Origin of the sequence: Polyangium sp. 15x6 (assembly GCF_029960785.1) — a bacterium.
Classification (GTDB): Bacteria; Myxococcota_A; Polyangia; order Polyangiales; family Polyangiaceae; genus Polyangium.
Window position 1 is genome coordinate 16,856 of sequence record NZ_JASBQE010000116.1, and the last position, 19,110, is coordinate 35,965.

Sequence of the window (19,110 nt, forward strand, 5' to 3'; positions counted from 1 at the left end):
GGGAAGGGGGTCGAGAGCCTGCCTGGGTCTTGTGCCTCGGGCGGCAGGTCTGTAGGGTGTGCGACCATGGACTCGGCCAACGAGATCCCCGCGTGGCTCAGGCTGCATCGCTGCCTCGTGTCCCTGCAGCACGACGTCGGGGCCACGAACGCCATCATCTGCGACCTCTCGGGCAGTATCTTCTGTTGTGGTCTGTCGAGGCGACCGCAGGACGACATCGCCGGGCGGTCGCACGCCTCGCTCGGGGAAACGGAGGCCGAGCTCGCTCGCGAGCTCCCCGCGATCGGCGAGATGTTCGAGCGCGTGCTGCGCGCGCGCCCGCGCGGGAAGGACAAACCCGGCGCGCACTTCACGGTCGCGCTGGCCGACGAGGAGCCTTTCGCCTACGCGCAATCGTTCGCCGGGGTGTACGTATTGCTCCTCTGGTTCAGCGGGCCGTTCACGCCGTTCCCGGTGGCCGCGAAGCTCCGCGCCGCGCTGCCGGTGATCGAGTCACTGACGGTGATGCTGCCGCCGCCCGAAGGGCCGACGCGAGGGCAAGGAGCGATGTCGATGCGGACGAGGAGGTGAGCGCCCTTCCATGACACCGAGGCTTCCGCTAGCCTCGGCGGATGACCGCCCGCTCGCTCGTTCGGCTCACCGCGCTTTTCGCCCTCGCCGCGGCCCTCGGCGCCGCTTGCCACCGCGCGGGTGATCCGGCGCTCGATCGACCGGGAAAAAACACACCCCAAGCTGCGCTGACCGCAAGCTCCGCAAGTTCGGCATCCCAGGCGCCCGTGGCTTTGCCTGGTTCCCACCACTCGGCGGCCTTCCTGGCGCTCGGCAAGATGGAGACGGCGGAGGCTTGCGCGTTGCCGACGACGGTCCCGGCCATGAACGCGCGCCCCGGGGCCAAGGCCTTCGAGGTCGTCGAAGCCCATTGCACGGAGGACGCGTTTTGTGACCGCGTCGATGTCGCGCCGAAGGGGGCGGACGCGTGCTTCGTGAGCGACGACCATATCCGCGATCTGGAGAAAAAGGTCAGCGCGGCGGGTGGAGCCGCGGGGCGGAGTGATCCCTGGAACGGCGTGAAGAAGCCGAAGTTCCTCGATCGCATCGACGCGCACCTGCACCTCGACGACGCCGAGGAGGCATTGCTCCGGAAAAACGGGTTCGTGGTGCTCGATCGTCTCGCATACAGCGATTATGCGACCGCGTTTCACGACATCTTCCAGGAGGAGCTGCCGCTCTACGTCGGGCCCGATCCGATCCTGTTCGCCGCTTTCCGCGCGACCGACAACGTGCTCGGTCAAGCCGAACGAAAGCGGCTCGCGCCGGCGCTGAAGACGATGCTCGGAAAGCTGAAGAAAGGCCTCGCCGCGCCGAAGGGCGCCTATGACGAGGTGACGCGGAAGGATCTCGATCTCTACCTGGCCGTGGCGATCGAGCTCGTGCGAGAATACGACGACAACGAGCCGTCCTCCCTGTTCGGCCAGAAGGACGCCGCGCTCGCGATCGTCGAGGCCATCACGAGAGCGGAGCTCGCGCCCATCTCCATCTTCGGCCGCGAGCGGATGATGGACTTCTCGCAGTTCACGCCGCGGGGGCATTACGCGGGCGGTGACGTGTATGCCTCGCTCCAGCCCTACTTCCGCGCCATCACGTGGCTCTCCCGGTTCGAATGGAACCTCGTCTCGCGCGGCTCACGCAGCTCGCACCCGGGCGAGTCGCCGGATCTGCGGGAGACGCCGCGCGAGGCGAGGGACGCGCTCGCGCTCGCGGACCTCTTCCGTCGCTCGGGGGCGCTCGGCGAGCTCGCCGCATTCGAGGAGATCTACACGGCCTTCGGCGGGCGACGCGAGGACGTCGGGATGCCGGAGCTCCTGAAGCTCATGGACAAGCACGGGATCAAGGTGACGGACCCCGAGGCGCCCGAGAAGCTGAAGGTCGCGATCGGTACGGGATACCGGCGCACGGCCCGCTTCCATTTCATGCCCCAGGGCGTGACGGATCTGCCCGTGATTTCGACGGTCATCGGCCCGCGCATCGCGCCCGACATCGCGCCGCTCGAGCGGCTGGTCCACGACGCCGTGCCCGATCGATTCGAGCTCGGCGCGGCCGATGTCGGGTACATGCTCGGCCACGATCGCGCGGCGGCGTATTTGAAGGAGGACCTCGCGAGATACCCGAGCTTGCAGGGCGCGCTCGACGCGGCGCGCGCCGAGGTCGCGAGCCGGACGAAGCAAAGCAAGGACGTACAAGGGAGCTTCTTCGGCGCGGTGCTCGCGCTCGCCGCGGAGCCGAAGGGAAGATTGCCCTCGTTCATGCAGCGGGACGCCTACGCGGATCTGCGGCTCTCCTCGGCGCTCGTGGGGTATGCCGAGCTCCGGCACATCTTCGTTTTGCTGGACGGGCAGGGGTACGATGCCTATGGATGCGCCATCCCGGACGCCTACGTCGAGCCGCTCGCGCCGTTTTACGCCGCATTGCTCGAGCATACCGAGCGCCTGCGCAAGGTCGCGGGCGGGGGCTTCGACGGGCTCTTGCGCGTGCTCCGCGTGCTCTCGACGATCACGAAGACGGAGCTCGCGCGCGGCGCGCCCACGGCGGCGCAGGCCACGTGGCTCGGCATGGTGGCCGAGTACATCCCCGAGGGTGGATACGCCGACAGCGGCGAGCCGCCGAAATGGACCGGCTGGTATTACGACATGTTCGAGGACCGCGAGGACGGCGCGGGCCGGTCGCCGGAGCTCGTCGCCGATTATTTCACGCTCACGAACGCGGGGAAGGTCGCGTATCTCGGCACGGAATCTCCGCGGCTCGGGGTCTTCGTGGTGGACACGGGCGGCGAGCCGCGTGCGATGGTCGGCCCCGTCGCGCGAGGCTACGAGCTCACGGGGCCCATCGCCGCGCGTCTCGACGACGAGGCCGCGAGGAAGAGCCCAGGCAAACGCGCGCCGTTCCGGGAGAGCTTCGCGGCAAAACCGTGGACCGAGCCGCCGCTCGGCCTCGGCGTGAATCTTTTCGAATGCACGCGCGAAGGCAAGCTGGAGGCGCGGCTCGTGCTCGCCGCGGATCGCCCTGTCGGTCCGGTGACGGTCGCCCTGCTCGACCACCACGCCGATCCCCTGGCGCCGTCGCTCACGCTGAATGTGGACGACGGGCTCGTGGTCTTCCCGTTCTTCTTTCCCGAGGTCGCGCATGGCGATGCGGATGCGGGGCACGTGTCGGCCATGTTCGGTCCCAGGGGAAAGAGGTATCGATCTCCGATCGAGGCGCTGTCCGTGCGTGCCGAGGACCTGACCCGCGCGGGGCTGGGGAAAGGCTCGTACGACTACTTCACGAGCCCGAGCGTGCTCTCGATGAGTGATGGCAGCGACGGATTCCGGCCCGTCGGGACGCTCCGATTCGTCATCGGAGGCGCCTGGGAAGCGCCCCAGCCGCCGGTGATCGAAGAGGTCCGCGACGAATGAGCTCCTCTGGCCGCCTGCTCGATGTGCCGTTCCCGGTAGGAGGGTATCGGCGGGGGAGGGGGAAACGCAAGAGCTTGTGAGAGGGACGAACGGGGAGGGGCGGTCGGCGGGATGGTCAATCGAGCGGCGTCAACGCGCCACCGCGGGCACGTAGATCGAGCAGGGCGGGGACGGTCTTGCTCGCGAGCTCCGCGGCTTGCTCCGCGTCTGCGCCGTAGATCCGCTTCGTGCATGGCTCATCGAAGCCGGCGATGTCGACGACGGCGGCGTACATCTCTCCCTGCGGCTCGGGGGCGCCGATGGTCACCGTGATCGTTCGCGCGGCGCCGCCTTCCGGGGGAATCCATTGCAATTTCTGGGTTTGCATCGTCGGTCTTATTTCTTCCAGGATTGGAAGGAGTAGGGCTGCTTGGTATCACAGAGAAACCGCTGGTCACGACAGCACGAACCGCACGCGATACTTGCCACGCGGACGGCAGCCCACGACCAAGACGGGCACGAAAACGGCGGTGACCAGGACGTGCCCCACTTCATCGCTCACCCTCGCCTTGCCGATGTCCGCGCCTTCCGGCAGCTCCAAGAGCCCGCGGAATCGCGCTCTCTCGGGCACGTAGACGACGCCGCGGGCGGGGTCTTGTGCGGGAAGGGCGGGGTCTTGTGCGCCGAGGGCGGGGTCTTGTGCGCCGAGGGCGGGGTCTTGTGCGGGAAGGGCGGGGTCTTGTGCGCCGAGGGCGGGGTCTTGTGCGCCGAGGGCGGGGTCTTGTGCGCCGAGGGCGGGGTCTTGTGCGCCGTGGGCACAGCCGCTTGCACGAAGGACACAGCCGCTCGCGCGAAGGACACAGCCGCTCGCACGAAGGACACAGCCGCTCGCACGAAGGACAGCAACGTGGCTCTGGACCGATGCCCCGAATGGGTTGACGTCTCTCCGGATTCACGTTTATCTGAGAGGATGCAGCGCGTGAAACCGACCCAGCTCCCGCTCACGTCCCTCGTCATCCGCGCCGGGCAAGCCGCGGTGCTCACGGCGGCGCTCTTGCCGGGGTGCAGCGGTGATACGACGGGCGGAGGGGGCGACATCCCGCCTCAGGCTCCGTCGGGTCCGACGACGAGCTCGACGGGGCCGGGCGGGGGAGGGGGCGCTGGGGGTGAGGGCGGCGTCATTCCGCCCCAGCCGGGGCCGGGCGGGGGAGGGGGCGACGGCGGCGCGGGCGGGGCCATTCCGCCCCAACCCAATCCGGCCGGCGGCGTGGGCGGGGGAGGTGGGGACGGCGGCGCGGGCGGGGCCATCCCGCCTCAACCCAATCCGGCCGGCGGCGCGGGCGGCGCCATTTCGCCACAGCCCCCGCAGGCCAAATAAGCCATCCCGGATGGGCGGCATCTCTCGGTTCAGGACGCGCGGCGTCGATTCTCCGCACGTAGCCGCGAGGTCTCGACGCGCCGCGACCAGGCTCTCTCCGGACGCGCTCGATTGGATCGTGCTGAACCTCGCGCGCGGCGTCATGCCCCGTGAGATTGTGGCGACGCTCTCCGGGGCAGGCCTTCCCGTGGCGGCGGTCAGGAACGCGCTCGACGAGATCGCGCATTCGCAGATCACGCCGGCCTATGTGCGCGCGATCGACGAGCGCGCCCGCGCTCGCGAGATAGGTCGGCTCCCCGAGCTCGTCCGGCGAGATGCAGGCGCGGTCGTGGAGGTCTCGTGGTGCCCGCCCGCCGACGTGTTCCATCGCCAGCACTGGCTCGGCAATGCTCCTCTCGTCGTGCGAGGGTACGTGGAGCAATGGCCGCGGCCCCCGCGTTTTCGCTTCGAGGACCTCCGGCGACGGTTCGCCGACGTGGAGATCGAGGTCGCTCGCGGTCGAACCAAGCACGCGCGCCCGGATCTCGAATTCACGGAGCTACGGGCGAAGATGTCGTTCGGGGACTACCTCGACATCGTCACGAACGCGGTCGACGACGACGTCTACCTCGTCGCGCGCAATCGGGTCTTCGAGGACACCGCGATCGGGGAATTGATCGAGGAATTCGAGCTGCCCCCCGATCTTTTTCCGCCGCCGCGCCGTGGCTCCGTCTCCTTTTGGCTCGGGCCGAAGGGCACGCACACGAAGTTGCACCACGACGGGACCAACAACTTCTTTTGCCAGATCCTCGGCAAGAAGCGCGTCGCCTTGGTGCCGCCCAGCGTGGCGATGGTCGCGGACGCGGCCACGGGCTTTTACGCGTCGCATTCGAGCGACGAGGTTCGTCGCGTCCACCCGGAGCTCGTCCATGAAGTGGAGCTCGAGCCGGGCGATGCGCTTTTCATCCCGGTCGGCTGGTGGCATGAGGTATGGAGTTTGTCTCCGAGTCTCTCGCTCGCCGTCGTGGGCTTTCGATGGCCGGGCAGCTACGACTACCGGCCGGGGCGCCCCTTGCGTCAGCGCGAATCGCTCGGTTGAGAGGGGCGAGTGCCCGGGCTCGAAGCCTCACGCCGTTCCCGGTAGCCCCGCGGGTCCGCGCTGCGCTGCCGGCGATCGCGGCGCTCTACGGTGATGGTGAGGCCAAAGCCCTCACCCCATGGACAGCCGAAAGTTATGTAGAACGTGCGGGGGGTGTTACCATCCATTCAAATCGCGCGCGCGATCGAGCCAAAGGGTTCGACGCTCCGCGGCCTGCGAGCGTGTTCTCCGGACTTTACGTCGCGAGCGCGGTCACGGTTGCGTTGACGTGAATACCGCATCGCACAACGTCCTGTGGCGGCAGGCACCCGAGCACGGCAGCCAAAAATCAGGAGAACAACCGATGAACCGTGGTTCACTTTCCGTTGTCGGCATCGTTGTACTGATGTCCATTGCGTCGATCGCTGAGGCGCGGGATAGGCTGCAGCCTAATGAGCACCTCGCCAGAGGCGAATCCCTGACTTCCAGCAATGGTATTCACTCCTTCGTGTGCCAGGATGACGGGAACCTCGTCCTGTACATCCGGGGTGGAAGCCAAGCTCGATGGGCCTCGGGCACGCACGGCCGAGCCATCACAGGCTGCTACATGCAAGGGGACGGCAATCTGGTACTTTATGCGCACAGTGGACAAGCCGTTTGGGCCACGGGGACGCATGGTCACCCGGGCGCCTACCTCATTGTTCAAGATGACGGGAATGTCGTCATCTATTCGCTGGAAGGGCGCGCGCTCTGGTCGACGAACACCTGGCTATGATTCACGAGGAGCCGAGAGCGTGCAGGTCGACGTGCCGCTCGTCTTCTGGCGCGATCGGGCCCTCGCCGTTCCTTTTCGGTTCCATCCGCTCACGCCGTGATGTTCCATAGGCTTGCCTCTCTCCAGGCCTGGACACCTCGTGATGCCTACAGCCTCCCCGAACTTCGCCTACCTCGCGCACCACGATCCGCTCCTGGCGATCCTCGGCACCCAGGCCGAGCGGTACTTCGCCGACGATCCCAACACCTGCCTCATCAAGCTTCGGCAGTTCGGGGAGCTGCTCGCGAAGCACGCGGCCGCGCGCCTCGGGCTCTACACGTCGCCGGCCGAGGACACTCAGGCGATCCTCATCAACCGGCTTCACGACCGCGGCGCGCTCGATGTCCGCACGAAGCAGCTCTTCCACGATCTGCGCATCATCGGGAACAAGGCCGCGCACGAGGTCCAGGGCTCCCATCACGAGGCCCTGCATCAGCTCAAGATGGCTCGTGAGCTGGGCGTCTGGTTTCAGCGCGCGTTTGGGAACCATCGCAAGTTCGATCCCGGCCCGTTCGTTCCGCCTCCCGGGCCGAAGGACGACGCGGCGCTCGCGAAGGAGCTCGAGGCGCTGCGCGAGGAGCTCGCGAAGAGCAAGGTCGACGTCGAGGCCATGCGCGCGGCGGCCGAGGAGGAGGCACGAAAGCGGCTCACGGCGGAGCAGATCGCGCAGAAGGAGGCCGAGGATCGGGCCCTCTGGGAGGCGCTCGCCACCGAGGAGGCCGCGCGGCGCGCGAAGGACGTGGAGGCCGTCGCGAAGCAGAAGGCCGCGATCGAGGCCGAGCTGGCTGCGCTTCAGGCCAGGGCCGCCGCCGCCCCGGCCGAGACGACGAAGCTCCTCACGCGCGCGGCCGAGGCCTCGCGCGATGTCTACCTCGACGAGGCCGCGACGCGTCGGCTCATCGACGAGCAGCTCCGCGCGGTCGGGTGGGAGGTCGACTCGGAGCGGCTGTCCTACAAGCGCGGCGCGCGGCCCGAGAAAGGGAAGAATCGCGCCATCGCCGAGTGGCCCACGGAGAATGGCCGGGCCGACTACGTGCTGTTCGTCGGCACCGCGGCCCTCGGCGTCGTCGAGGCGAAGCGGTTCCACAAGGACGTCGCCGGCAAGCTCGATCAGTCGGCGCGGTACAGCGTCGGCCTCCTAGCGAAGGACGGCGTGGAGTTCGCCGGGGGGCCGTGGGGGAAACTGAAGCACCGGGTGCCGTTTCTCTTCGCCACGAACGGCCGGCCCTACCTCGAACAGATCAAGGAAAAGAGCGGAATCTGGTTCCGCGACGCCCGCCGCGACCAGAATCCCAAGAAGCCGCTCCAGGGCTGGTATTCGCCCGAGGGCCTCGAGGCACTGACGAAGCAGGACGTCGACGCGGCCCACGACAAGCTCCGCAGCGAGCCGACCAGCTACCTCGGCCTGCGCGATTATCAGATCCGTGCGATCCAGGCCGTCGAGACCGCGATCGCGGCGGGAACCCCGAGCTGCCTCGTCGCCATGGCCACGGGAACCGGCAAGACGAAGACCGCGATCGGGCTCGTGTATCGGCTCATCAAGGCGAAGCGCTTCCGCCGCGTGCTTTTCCTGGTCGATCGAAGCGCGCTCGGCGAGCAGACGGGCGATGCGTTCAAGGAGACGCGGCTCGAGAACCTGCAGACGTTCCATCAGATCTTCGACATGAAGGAGCTCGGGGACATCAAGCCCGAGGGCGACACGAAGCTTCACATCGCCACGGTGCAAAGCCTCGTGAAGCGGGTTCTCAACGCCACGGATCCCGCGGACGTCCCGCCGGTCGATCAATACGACTGCCTCGTCGTCGATGAATGCCATCGCGGCTACACGCTCGATCGGGAGCTCTCCGAGACGGAGCTCGGCTTTCGTGACTTCGAGGACTACATCTCGAAATACCGGCGCGTCCTCGACCACTTCGACGCGGTGAAGATCGGCCTCACGGCCACGCCCGCGCTGCATACGACGGAGATCTTCGGCGATCCCACGTTCCGTTACTCGTACCGCGAGGCCGTGATCGACGGGATGCTCGTCGACCACGAGCCGCCGATCCGCATCGTGACGGAGCTCGCGCAGAAGGGGATCCAGTGGGCCAAGGGCGAGGACGTCAAGGTCTACGATCCCGGCAAGGCGCAGCTCGACCTCATCCACCTCGCGGACGAGGTGAAGATCGAAATCGAGGGCTTCAACCGCGCCGTCATCACGGAGAACTTCAACCGCGCCGTCTGCGAGGAGCTGGCGAACCACATCGACCCGATGGGCGACGCGAAGACGCTGGTCTTCGCGGTGAACGACGACCACGCGCAGCTCGTCGAGCGCCTGCTTCGTGAGGCCTTTACCGCGAAGTACGGCGCGATCGACAACGACGCGGTCAAGAAGATCACGGGCAGCAGCGACAAGCCGCTCCAGCGGATCCGCGAGTACAAGAACGAGCGGCTGCCGAACGTGGCGATCACGGTCGATCTGCTCACGACGGGGATCGACGTGCCGCCGATCTCGAACCTCGTCTTTCTCCGGCGCGTGAAGAGTCGCATTCTTTACGAGCAGATGCTCGGCCGCGCGACGCGGCTATGCCCGGAGATCGGGAAAACGGTCTTCCGCATCTTCGACGCCGTGGAGCTCTACGACGCGCTGGAGCAGTACACGGAGATGAAGCCCGTCGCCCCTTCGCCGACGGTCACCTTCGCGCAGCTCGTCGCGGAGCTCGGGCACGCGGATCCCGAGGCGCGAAGGCTCGCGCTCGATCAGCTCGTCGCCAAGCTCCGGCGCCGGGCGCCGGCCTTGAAGGGGGAAGACCTCTCCCGCTTCGAGGGCATCGCGTCGATGCCTCCGTCGTCCCTCGCCGCAATGCTTCGCAGGCAGAGCCCCGAGGAGGCTGCGGCGTGGTTCGGGCAGCATGGGTATCTCGTGCCGCTGCTCGATGGGCGGTTCGGCGAGGCGCGGCCGCTTCTCGTCTCCGACCATGCCGATCAGGTCGTGGCGGTCGAGGTCGGGTATGGCAAGGGGACGCGCCCCGAGGACTATCTCGACAGTTTTTCCGCGTTCCTGCGGGAGAACATGAACAAGATACCGGCGCTCGTGGTCGTCACGCAGCGCCCGCGGGACCTCACGCGCGCTGCGCTACGCGAACTCCTCCTCGCGCTCGACGCGAAGGGGTACACGGAAGCGGCCTTGCAAACGGCGTGGAGGCAGGCCTCGAACGCTGACTTTGCAGCGTCGATCATCGGCTACATCCGCAAGGCCGCGCTCGGAAATGCGCTCGTTCCGTACGACGAGCGCGTCGCACGGGCGACGGCGAAGATCCTCGCGCGGCCGGGTTGGACCTCGATCCAGCGGCAATGGCTCCAGCGCATCGGGAAGCAGCTCGAGCGCGAGAGGGTCGTGGATCGCGACACGATCGACGAGAGCGAGGCGTTCAAGTCGAACGGCGGGTTCAAGCACCTCGACAAGGTGTTCGGTGGGAAGCTCGATGCGATCCTCGGGGATCTGCGCGAGGAGGTCTGGAAGGACGCGGGGTGATGAGGGGAGGCGACAATGGCTGACGACGACAAGTCAAATGACAGTCTGATTCGGAAAGCGTTCGATTGGGCAATGTCCGTCGATCGTGACGAAGAGTTGTTCTTCGTGAACGAGCTCGCGCGGAAATACCCCACAAGAAACAGGCGCGAGCTGGCGGACAAGATCATCGGCCGCGCGCGCTGGTGGGGCGTTGGGAGTGGAGTCGTTACGGGACTGCCGGCGAACCCTTGGGTCGCGGCTCCGGCAGCGATTGGCGACGTAGGCGCGATGCTGCGTGCTGAGGTCGTCATGGCCGCGAGGATCGCGCTCCTCTTCGATCCACGGTACCTCGACGACGGGGAGCCGCCGTACGAGCTGCTCGTACCCATCATGGGAAGTCGAGCTGCGTCCGAGTTCATGCGCGAGCTCGCCATTCGCGGTGGCATGGGCACGAGCCGCCAAGCCATCAAGAAAATCCTCACGAAGGAGACGCTGAAGCAATTCAAACGCATCATGCTCAAATACTTCGGCCTGAAGGTGACCCAGCGAGGCATCATCACGAAGACCCTGCCGATCGTCGGCGGTGTCATCGGAGGCACCTGGAATTACGCCGAGGTCAAGATCGTGGGCGACCGCGTCTACAGCTACTTCGAGGGCAAAGCCCTCGGCGACGAAGGCAGCCCGACAGCCTAAGAGCAGCGCTGCACACAAGGGCGTGAGACCGAGACGGGCCGTTCGCGTCCCCCTGGACCTCCGCCCCGGACTGGCGTAGTTCTTCCGCCCCAACTACCCCGCCATGTCCACCACCGACATCGTCCAGAAGCTATGGAACCTCTGCCACGTCCTCCGAGACGATGGCATCACCTACCACCAGTACGTCACCGAGCTGACCTACCTTCTCTTTCTCAAGATGATGAAGGAGACGGACCAGGAGAAGCACCTGCCGAAGGGGTATCGGTGGGGTGATCTCGAGGCGAAGGACGGGGTCGAGCAGCTCAACTTTTATCGGGCGCTCCTCCTGCACCTCGGCACGGAGGGCTCGGGGCGGGTGCAGGCGATCTTCGCGAACGCGACGACGTCGCTCAAGGTGCCGCGGAACCTGAAGAAGCTCGTGGATGCGATCGACGAGCTCGACTGGTATTCGGCGCGGACCGAGGGGCTCGGGGATCTTTACGAGGGGTTGCTCGAAAAGAACGCGGCGGAGAAGAAGTCGGGGGCCGGGCAATACTTCACGCCGCGGCCGCTGATCGATTCGATGGTGCACCTCGTGCAGCCGCAGCCGGGGGAAAAGGTGCAGGACCCGGCGGCGGGGACGGCGGGCTTTTTGATCGCGGCCGACCGGTACATCAAGGGCAAGACGGACCAGCTCTTCACGCTCGACGCGAAGGAGCAGGCGTTCCAGAAGAAGAAGGCGTTTTACGGCGTGGAGCTCGTGCCGGACGCGCATCGGCTCGCGCTGATGAACCTGATGCTCCACGACATCGAGGGCGAGCTTTCGCTCGGGGATACGCTCTCGTCGCTGGGGACGCAGCTCGAAAAGGCGGACGTGATCCTGACGAACCCGCCGTTCGGCACGAAGAAGGGCGGGGGGTTGCCGACGCGGGACGATTTTACGTATCCGACGTCGAACAAGCAGCTTGCGTTCTTGCAGCACATCTATCGGGGATTGAAGCCGGGCGGTCGGGCGGCGGTGGTGCTGCCGGACAACGTGCTTTTCGAAGAGAATACGGGGACGGAGATCCGGCGGGACCTGATGGAGAAGTGCGATCTGCACACGATCCTGCGGCTGCCGACGGGGATCTTTTATGCGCAGGGGGTGAAGACGAACGTTCTGTTCTTCACGCGCGGGGCGACGGACAAGGGCCACACGAAGGCGGTGTGGGTGTTCGACATGCGGGCGAACATGCCTTCGTTCGGGAAGCGGACGCCGCTCATGCGGGAGCATTTTGGGGAGTTCGAGGCGGCGTTCGGGAAGGATCCGCTCGGGAAGAGCAAGCGGAAGGATCAGGGGGAAGCGGGGCGGTTCCGGAAGTTTTCGCGGGAGGAGATTCGGGGGCGGGGGGACAACCTCGATATTGCGTGGCTCAAGGATGAGAGTGTTCGGGGGGCGGATGATTTGCCGGAGCCGGAGGAGATCGCGGACGAGATTTTGGAGAAGTTGCGGATCGCGGTGACGGAGATTGAGGGGCTGCGGGCGGAGCTGGAGGGCGGAACGTGACCTGGCTGAATCTGCGGTTGAGCGACGCGTGCCAATTGGTTACGGACGGTACGCACCACTCTCCACCCAACGGGCAATCCGGTCCGTTTCTTTACGTCACTGCCAAGAATATTCGGCCATGGGGATTGGACATTTCCGATATCACCTATGTGTCGGCTGATGTTCACCGCGAGATCTATGCCCGGTGCCCCGTTGAGCAAGGAGACGTGCTGTACATAAAGGATGGGGTTACGACAGGGCTTGCCGCAGTGAATCACTTGGAGCGGCCTTTTTCCCTGCTCTCCAGCGTCGCCTTGCTAAAGCCGCGGCGGGATCTTCTCGACCCCCACTTCCTGAAGCATTGGCTCAACAGCCCCGAGACGGTTGCCTTGATGACCGGCAACATGAACGGGTCGGCGATTCGGCGGTTGGTACTTAAACAAATCCGGGAAGCAGAGATTCTTCTCCCTCCGTTGGTGCACCAACGCCTGATTGTCTCCAAAGTTGAATCCCTGACCGCCCGGAGCCGTCGCGCCAAGGAAGCCCTCGATGCCGTCCCCGCGCTCCTCGAACAGTTCCGCCAGTCCGTGCTCGCCGCCGCGTTCCGCGGGGATCTGACCGCCGCGTGGCGCGAGAAGAACCCCGACGTGGAGCCGGCCGAGGTGCTCCTCCAGCGCATCCGCACCGAGCGGCGGCGGCGGTGGGAGGAGGCGGAGCTCGCGAAGATGCGGGCGAAGGGGAAGGTGCCGGGGGATGATCGGTGGAAAGAGAAGTACGAGGAGCCGGAGCCGGTCGATGCGAGTGAGCTGCCGGAGTTGCCGGAGGGGTGGGCGTGGGTGCGCTTGCCCGAATGTGGGAGCCTGGAACGCGGCCGCTCTCGACATCGTCCGCGGAACGATCCGGCTCTGTTTGGCGGTTCCTATCCGTTCATTCAAACAGGTGATGTGGCACAATCGGGTGGTACGATTAGCAAATACTCCCAGACGTATAATGAGACCGGTCTCACGCAAAGCAAATTGTTTCGTGCGGGGACTGTGTGTATAACGATTGCGGCGAACATTGCTAATTCGGGCGTGCTAAATATCGATGCGTGCTTTCCTGATAGCGTTGTTGGTGTGACCGTCGATCGGTCAATCGTGTCGCCGGAGTATCTGGAATTCTACGTTAGGCACGTTAGGGCAGACATCTCTGCGTTTGCCCCTGGGACCGCGCAAAAGAATATAAACCTTGAGATCCTTGGGGATGTGGCGATACCCATCCCACCGGCCTCGGAACGTGTGGCAATCGAACGGAGGCTGCAAGAATTGTTCAGCTTGGCCGAGCGGCATCTGCTTACCGCTAAGCAGAGCTTGCTGGAATTGAACTCGTTGGATCGAGCCATCCTCTCCAAAGCCTTCCGCGGCGAACTCGTCCCCCAGGATCCCACCGACGAACCCGCCTCCGTCCTCCTCGAACGCCTCCGCACCGAGGCCGCAGAGCCGACCGGCAAGAAGCCCAAGGGCGGCAAGCGGCGCGGCGCCGAGGGGCGGAACGGCGGGGCGGCGAGCGTCGAGTAGGGAAGCTGCGTCCCTCCCTCCGCATGGCCAGGGCTTCGAGAGAGGTTTGCCTTGGCGGACCCCCGTCCTCAGCCTAGGTTTGTCCCCGGGTCTCCGAAGTGCGCGACTCCTCGCTGCGGGCGGCCCTCCGTTCGCGCGCGCCACGGAACGAGCCGCTCCTGAGGGCCGTCGAAGAGCAGCGCTGATGGCACCCGACCGACGTCAGGACAGCGCGCGGATGTCCATCTCGATGTTGCCCATGGCGTCCGCGTAGCGGAGCGCCAGGTCCTTGGCGTCGTCCAGCGACGGCACATCGACGATGACGTACCCGCCGATCAGTTCCTTGGATTCGGCGAACGGCCCGTCGATCACCGTATGTTTGCCGCCGGCCGACACGATACGAGCGCCCTTCGCGCTCGGCTGCAATCCCTCGGTCGCGAGCAGCACGCCGGCCTGGCTCATCTCCTCGATGAGGCGACCCATTTTCGCCATCAGCTCCGGCGTGGGCGGCGCGCCGCGCTCCGCCGCGTCGTGGCAGTGGACCGCCATGTACCGCGTCGTCGTGAGTCCCTCCGGCTTCGGCGCCATGCCGAGGTCCCACTCCTCCGTCACGGGCCGGATGTCGATGTCGACGTCGCCGATCATCTCTGCGAAGCGCGAAACCCAGCCGATCGCCTCGTCGAGCGACGCGAGGCGGAGGATCGCGAAGCCGGCGGGCACCGCCTTCGCCGCGCTGAACGGCCCTCGGGTGACGGTGCGCCGGCCGCCGGCGAACTGGAGCCGAACGCCCTGTGAGCTCGGGCGGAGCCCTTCGCCGTCGCGTAGCACCCCCGTCTTGACCAAATCCCCCACCAACTGCCCCACACGCGCGATGAACTCGGGGCTCGGCATCGCGCCGGCTTCCGTTTGCGCGTCGGTCCTGTGCATGATCATGAAACGCATGTCCACATTCTCCTTGGTACCCTACGGGGGTCGTCACCGGGAGGAACCCCGGCGCTCAGCAGGGCGACGAACGGGGGCGCGCCGGATCGACACGGGGGAGCATTTTTTTTCTTCGCGTCGGGGTCAACCGAGAACGCTGTGCATGACGACTCCTGCGAGACCATGACGTCGTCGACGCACCCGTCGTCCTCGGGAGGCCCTCGCCAAAATCCTTGACGGTCACGTTCTCCCAGTTGGTGCTCGTATAGAACGGATCTGCCTGCCCGACGATCGACGCGGCATAACCAACCCGCCCGACGCTTGTCGCTCCGGCGTCCCCAGGATGAGCATGCGCTGATCGGCCTTGTAGGTCGTTGCTCGCGGGGCTTCCTCCTCCGAAACGCCGCCGCCGAGGCAGCGGGGTCCTCGGGGCGCCGCTGGCCGATCGCCTACCCTTTGCCGAGCATCAGCCGCGCGCAGCGGTCTCCGATCATCATCGAGGCCGCGTTCGTATTGCCGGACACGATGGTCGGCATGATCGCCGCGCCCGCGACGCGCAGGCCGGTCACGCCACGCACGCGGAGCTCCGGGTCTACCACCGCGCTCGGATCGACGCCCATCTTGCACGTGCCGACCGGGTGAAAATCGGCCTCGGAGTATTTGCGCAACGCCTCCCTGAGCTGATCGTCCGTGACCACGGTCGGCCCCGGCGTGTGCTCGGCGTCCTCGACCCAGGCCAGGAGCTCCGGGGCGTTGATGATCTGGCGGATCATCTTGTAGCCCTCGAGTTGCGTGGCCCAGTCCTCCGCTGTGCCCAGGAAATTCGGCTCGATGATTGGCGCCTCGCGAGGATCGGCCGAGCGCAGCTTGACCTGGCCACGGCTCGTGGGGTGAAGGTTGATGCAGCCGAGCGCGAGCGCCTCCGATGGATAGTCGCTCCAGCCGTAGCGCATATAATACGACTGGACCTCGAACCGAGGCGGACCGTTCACGGCACCGGGCGCTCCGTTCGTGAAAATCGATACGTCCATGGTCGTGATGTGGCTCGGCGCGTTCGGCATCCTGAGCTTCTTGACGACCACCGAGATCAGGTGATCTTGCAGGTTCTGCCCGACGCCGGGCACGTCGGCGACGTGCTCGATCCCGTGCATTGCGAGCTCGTCGGCGCTCCCGATCCCAGAGAGCATGAGGAGCTGGGGCGTATTGACCGTGCCCGTGCAGAGCACGACTTCCCGCCTCGCCCGGACGGCGATCTCGGCGCCATTCACGTCGATGAGGACCTTGTCGACCTTCCGGTTTGCATCGAATGTGATGCGCTTGACGCGCGCCAGCGTCTTGATCGTCAGGTTGAGATTCGAGAGGAGCGGCTTTACGAACTTCGTGAACGCGTCCTGCCGAGCCCCCGTCTCTACGTCGACGTTGAGCTGCGTAAACGCGACCCCGTAGGGCGAGGCGCCGTTGTAATCCTGGTTCAGCGGATACCCCAACTTCATGACGGCATCGAGCACGCCCTTGGAGAGCTCATTTTTCGAGGTAAACTCCGCTGTCGGGACAATCGGGCCCATTGTGCCGTGGTAGGCGGGATCGCCGGCCAGGTAGGTCTCCAGCGTCATGAACGACGGCAGCACGCTCTCATAGCCCCAGCCCGTGCACCCCTGGGCAGCCCAGCCATCGAAATCGTCTTCATGGCCGCGTACCCAGACCATTCCGTTGATCGAGCTCGATCCTCCGAGCACCTTGCCCGCGGAGTAGGACTGCGCCCTGTCCAAGAGCTCGGGCTGCGGTTCGGACTTATAACCCCAATCGACCCCGGAGTCCGGCCGAGTGAGCTTCCACGATTGAGTGAAATTGCGAATGTCCTCGCGATCGTTGCTGCCGCCTGCCTCGACGAGCAGCACCGTGACGCCCGGCTCCGAGAGCAGGCGCGCGACGAGCGGGCACCCGGCGGATCCGGCGCCGACGACGACGTAGTCATAGACCTCGGGGAGCGGCGAGATCGTCTCGTCCACGCTGCAACCGGCGAGAGAGCGCGCGCCGATCGCGTAGAGCGACGATGCACCGATGAATTTGAGGAGATCTCGACGCGAGAGGCCTGCGCGCTCGGCGAATGCGGGCAGGTCAGCACGCCAAGGAGCCCTTGAAGGTCGCTTCATCGCACCATTCTATCATCTTGCGAACCGGCTGGCACCGGGGCGCCCCATTGCACCGCGCGGTCCCGGTGCAGCCGTCCGGCACGGTCCGTCCATCTCGCGGCCCGCCTTCACCTGAAGACCGTTGCTCCGCGGACGAACCGGAGGTTTGCCCGCGAACATCAAAGGTTCGTCCGCGGAGCGGGTTTGTCTTGACCGGCCGGTGATCCAGGGGGTAGGCTCGCCTGCATGAAACACCTACTCCTCGCAAGCACGGTCCTCCTCGCGATTTCCGTCTCGTCATCGGCGCTGGCGGAACCCACGTCGGACGCCTCTCCGACCGATCCCCCCAAGATCCCCTATGCGACGCTCACGTCGGGCCGGGCCCTGTCGACGTGGTTCCCGGAGACCTTGACCCTGCTCCGGGAGGCCCAGGCGCTCGAAAAGGAGGGGAAGACCTCGGAGGCGCTCGATAAGTACAGAGACGCCTGGGAAATCGAGCCGTACACCAACACCTACGCCGAGCTGGGGCTCGCGGAGGCGCGGGCGGGAAACCTGCTCGCCTGCGCGAGGAACCTCCAGGTCGCTCTCCAGGCCTGGACCCCTCACTATCCCATGGTGCGCCCCGTCGAGCTGCTTCGTGAGGTCCTTACTTATTGCAAGAAGGACCTCGGGCAGATCGTCATCCGGATCAACGTGCCCGACGTGCGCGTGACGATCGACGGGGAGGACGTCCGGGAGTGGCCCTATTTTTCCGAAATCTATGTCGAACCTGGGAAGCACCACATCAAGGCGGCGAAGCTCGGTTATTGGATGAATCAGACGACCGTGGAGGTCGGATCCCGTGAACGGAAGCCGCTCTCCATCGCCATGCAGCCTAAATATGAGACCCATTTTATCGGCTTTAGCCGCCCCGTGAACTTCAGCGTCAACGCGAACCTGTCGACGACGGGGACGAAGGACGGTTCGCCTACGTGGCCGACGAAGCTCATCATCGGGAGTGTGATCGGGATCGGGCTTGGCGTGGGGGGGCTCGTGACGGGTCTGGTGCAAGCGAGTTACGCGAAATCGGATGAGGCAGCCAAGCCGTGGATAGGCGTAGCGACCGCGAGCGGCGTGCTACTCGGGCTCGGAGTCATCGGGATGGGCATCGGCATCGCCAGTCGTCCGAGTCCCCCGGCCCCGAATGTCATCATCCAGCCCAGCGTGTCGAACGACGGTGCGGGCGTGCAGCTCACCGGCACGATCCCGTGACCGCTTCTACTGCGGCTACGGAGTGACCGTACTGATTCAATCATTTTGCCGGCGTAGATACGAAGCTGCTGCGCCACCGGCGACTCGAAGTCGTGCGCAGATCCGTGAGCTGTTTCGATATTCTTCTACATTGAAATCATGGCATTGGCACGCTCGTCATCGGTTCGAGCATTGAAGAAGCTACGGATGAAAGGTCCCCCTTGCTCCACGATCGTTTGCACCGCCTACACCGAGCAACTCTTTTCTGCGTCTCCAGGTCCCCGGTTGCCAAGGCGGCTTCCAGGGCCGCTTCCTTACGCGACAGTTCCGGGAGAGCACGTCAGCTAGGTTCTCGAACTTCGGTGGTGCCTTCAAGGATCCGGCTGGGGCTCCGACCCCCAGCCCCTACCTGGTGAGCTTTGCCGTGCACACCGTGAGGCCACCTGGGAGAGCACCCCCGGCCCGTCCCCCGACGAACCCCCTTGACAGGGAGCCGTCAGCGTCACGGGCTCCCGTGAAGGCTCAGGAGGGTAGGGGATGGAGCCCAGGGAGGGCGCTAGAGGGCCCAGCCTCGGGAGGGGCCGTTCGTTTCCCACCTCTTGCCTGAGCGAGGCCCGAGAGGGCCTCTCGCCGGCTCGTGGTGGAGGGACGGTGGGCCCTACCGAGAGGGCCCGTAACCGATTGATTTTACGGAGGACTGGGCAGCGCGCCCGGCAGGACTCGAACCTGCGACCCGCGGCTTAGAAGGCCGCCGCTCTATCCAGCTGAGCTACGGGCGCTCGCTTTCGCGTTCGCACGCGAGCATAAACGGTCGCAGGTCATCTGACCAGACCGTTTCGAGCGGGTGTTCGCGGTGCAGCGTAGCGCCGGGGTTTCACCCCGGACCCCGACCAGGGGTTGTCCACCCCTGGACCCGGACCAG

At 65.9% G+C, this 19,110-nt stretch carries 14 protein-coding genes and 1 tRNA gene; 10 read left to right on the plus strand and 5 right to left on the minus strand.

The window, feature by feature from the left end; translation table 11 throughout:
* The first annotated feature begins 66 nt into the window (after positions 1-66).
* Together QHF83_RS45590 and QHF83_RS45595 are read left to right on the plus strand one after the other, a co-directional pair.
* A complete protein-coding gene (locus QHF83_RS45590) occupies positions 67-570 on the plus strand; it encodes a hypothetical protein (protein WP_282424407.1) in 504 nt (167 codons plus the stop codon).
* A gap of 41 nt (positions 571-611) precedes the next feature.
* On the plus strand, positions 612-3,452 hold the full coding sequence (locus tag QHF83_RS45595) for a DUF3160 domain-containing protein (RefSeq protein WP_282424408.1): 2,841 nt from the start codon (positions 612-614) through the stop codon (positions 3,450-3,452).
* 115 nt (positions 3,453-3,567) lie between these two features.
* Here QHF83_RS45595 and QHF83_RS45600 read toward each other — a convergent pair whose 3' ends face one another.
* Complete coding sequence (locus QHF83_RS45600; protein ID WP_282424409.1) at positions 3,568-3,819, minus strand: hypothetical protein; 252 nt, start codon at positions 3,817-3,819, stop codon at positions 3,568-3,570.
* Positions 3,820-3,885: 66 nt separating this feature from the next.
* Entirely contained in the window at positions 3,886-4,062 is a 177-nt protein-coding gene (locus QHF83_RS45605; RefSeq protein WP_282424410.1) for a hypothetical protein, read from the minus strand.
* A gap of 348 nt (positions 4,063-4,410) precedes the next feature.
* Between QHF83_RS45605 and QHF83_RS45610 the strand changes: the two genes are divergently transcribed.
* The 7 genes from QHF83_RS45610 to QHF83_RS45640 all read left to right on the plus strand — a co-directional run bounded on the left by QHF83_RS45610 (position 4,411) and on the right by QHF83_RS45640 (position 13,926).
* On the plus strand, positions 4,411-4,809 hold the full coding sequence (locus QHF83_RS45610; RefSeq protein WP_282424411.1) for a hypothetical protein: 399 nt from the start codon (positions 4,411-4,413) through the stop codon (positions 4,807-4,809).
* Positions 4,810-4,951: 142 nt separating this feature from the next.
* Entirely contained in the window at positions 4,952-5,887 is a 936-nt protein-coding gene (locus QHF83_RS45615) for a cupin-like domain-containing protein (RefSeq protein WP_282424412.1), read from the plus strand.
* 268 nt (positions 5,888-6,155) lie between these two features.
* A complete protein-coding gene (locus tag QHF83_RS45620; protein WP_282424413.1) occupies positions 6,156-6,641 on the plus strand; it encodes a lectin in 486 nt (161 codons plus the stop codon).
* 142 nt (positions 6,642-6,783) lie between these two features.
* On the plus strand, positions 6,784-10,194 hold the full coding sequence (gene hsdR, locus QHF83_RS45625) for a type I restriction-modification system endonuclease (RefSeq protein ID WP_282424414.1): 3,411 nt from the start codon (positions 6,784-6,786) through the stop codon (positions 10,192-10,194).
* A 15-nt stretch (positions 10,195-10,209) separates the two neighbouring features.
* Positions 10,210-10,866, plus strand: coding sequence for a hypothetical protein (locus tag QHF83_RS45630; protein ID WP_282424415.1), 657 nt, complete (start codon positions 10,210-10,212; stop codon positions 10,864-10,866).
* A 103-nt stretch (positions 10,867-10,969) separates the two neighbouring features.
* Positions 10,970-12,391: an N-6 DNA methylase gene (locus QHF83_RS45635; protein WP_282424416.1), complete on the plus strand. Its 1,422-nt coding sequence runs from the start codon at positions 10,970-10,972 to the stop codon at positions 12,389-12,391.
* A complete protein-coding gene (locus QHF83_RS45640; protein WP_282424417.1) occupies positions 12,388-13,926 on the plus strand; it encodes a restriction endonuclease subunit S in 1,539 nt (512 codons plus the stop codon). Before QHF83_RS45635 ends, QHF83_RS45640 begins: the two co-directional genes overlap by 4 nt.
* A 201-nt stretch (positions 13,927-14,127) precedes the next feature.
* Here the strand turns inward: QHF83_RS45640 and QHF83_RS45645 are convergent, their stop codons facing one another.
* Both QHF83_RS45645 and QHF83_RS45650 read right to left on the minus strand, forming a co-directional pair.
* On the minus strand, positions 14,128-14,847 hold the full coding sequence (locus tag QHF83_RS45645) for a YciI family protein (protein ID WP_282424418.1): 720 nt from the start codon (positions 14,845-14,847) through the stop codon (positions 14,128-14,130).
* 428 nt (positions 14,848-15,275) lie between these two features.
* Entirely contained in the window at positions 15,276-16,979 is a 1,704-nt protein-coding gene (locus tag QHF83_RS45650; protein ID WP_282424419.1) for a GMC family oxidoreductase N-terminal domain-containing protein, read from the minus strand.
* 225 nt (positions 16,980-17,204) lie between these two features.
* Here QHF83_RS45650 and QHF83_RS45655 point away from each other — a divergent pair, with 225 nt between their 5' ends.
* Positions 17,205-18,209, plus strand: coding sequence for a hypothetical protein (locus QHF83_RS45655; RefSeq protein WP_282424420.1), 1,005 nt, complete (start codon positions 17,205-17,207; stop codon positions 18,207-18,209).
* Positions 18,210-18,893: 684 nt separating this feature from the next.
* On the opposite strand, the gene QHF83_RS45660 is transcribed toward QHF83_RS45655, so the two are convergent.
* Positions 18,894-18,967: transfer RNA gene (locus QHF83_RS45660), tRNA-Arg, on the minus strand.
* Between the last annotated feature and the right edge of the window lie 143 nt (positions 18,968-19,110).

Coding starts and splice junctions, on each gene's coding strand:
- QHF83_RS45590 (WP_282424407.1), top strand. CDS start 67: ATGGACTCGGCCAACGAGATCCCCGCGTGGCTCAGGCTGCATCGCTGC.
- QHF83_RS45595 (WP_282424408.1), top strand. CDS start 612: ATGACCGCCCGCTCGCTCGTTCGGCTCACCGCGCTTTTCGCCCTCGCC.
- QHF83_RS45600 (WP_282424409.1), bottom strand. CDS start 3,819: ATGCAAACCCAGAAATTGCAATGGATTCCCCCGGAAGGCGGCGCCGCG.
- QHF83_RS45615 (WP_282424412.1), top strand. CDS start 4,952: ATGCCCCGTGAGATTGTGGCGACGCTCTCCGGGGCAGGCCTTCCCGTG.
- hsdR (WP_282424414.1), top strand. CDS start 6,784: ATGCCTACAGCCTCCCCGAACTTCGCCTACCTCGCGCACCACGATCCG.
- QHF83_RS45630 (WP_282424415.1), top strand. CDS start 10,210: ATGGCTGACGACGACAAGTCAAATGACAGTCTGATTCGGAAAGCGTTC.
- QHF83_RS45635 (WP_282424416.1), top strand. CDS start 10,970: ATGTCCACCACCGACATCGTCCAGAAGCTATGGAACCTCTGCCACGTC.
- QHF83_RS45645 (WP_282424418.1), bottom strand. CDS start 14,847: ATGCGTTTCATGATCATGCACAGGACCGACGCGCAAACGGAAGCCGGC.
- QHF83_RS45650 (WP_282424419.1), bottom strand. CDS start 16,979: ATGAAGCGACCTTCAAGGGCTCCTTGGCGTGCTGACCTGCCCGCATTC.
- QHF83_RS45655 (WP_282424420.1), top strand. CDS start 17,205: ATGAAACACCTACTCCTCGCAAGCACGGTCCTCCTCGCGATTTCCGTC.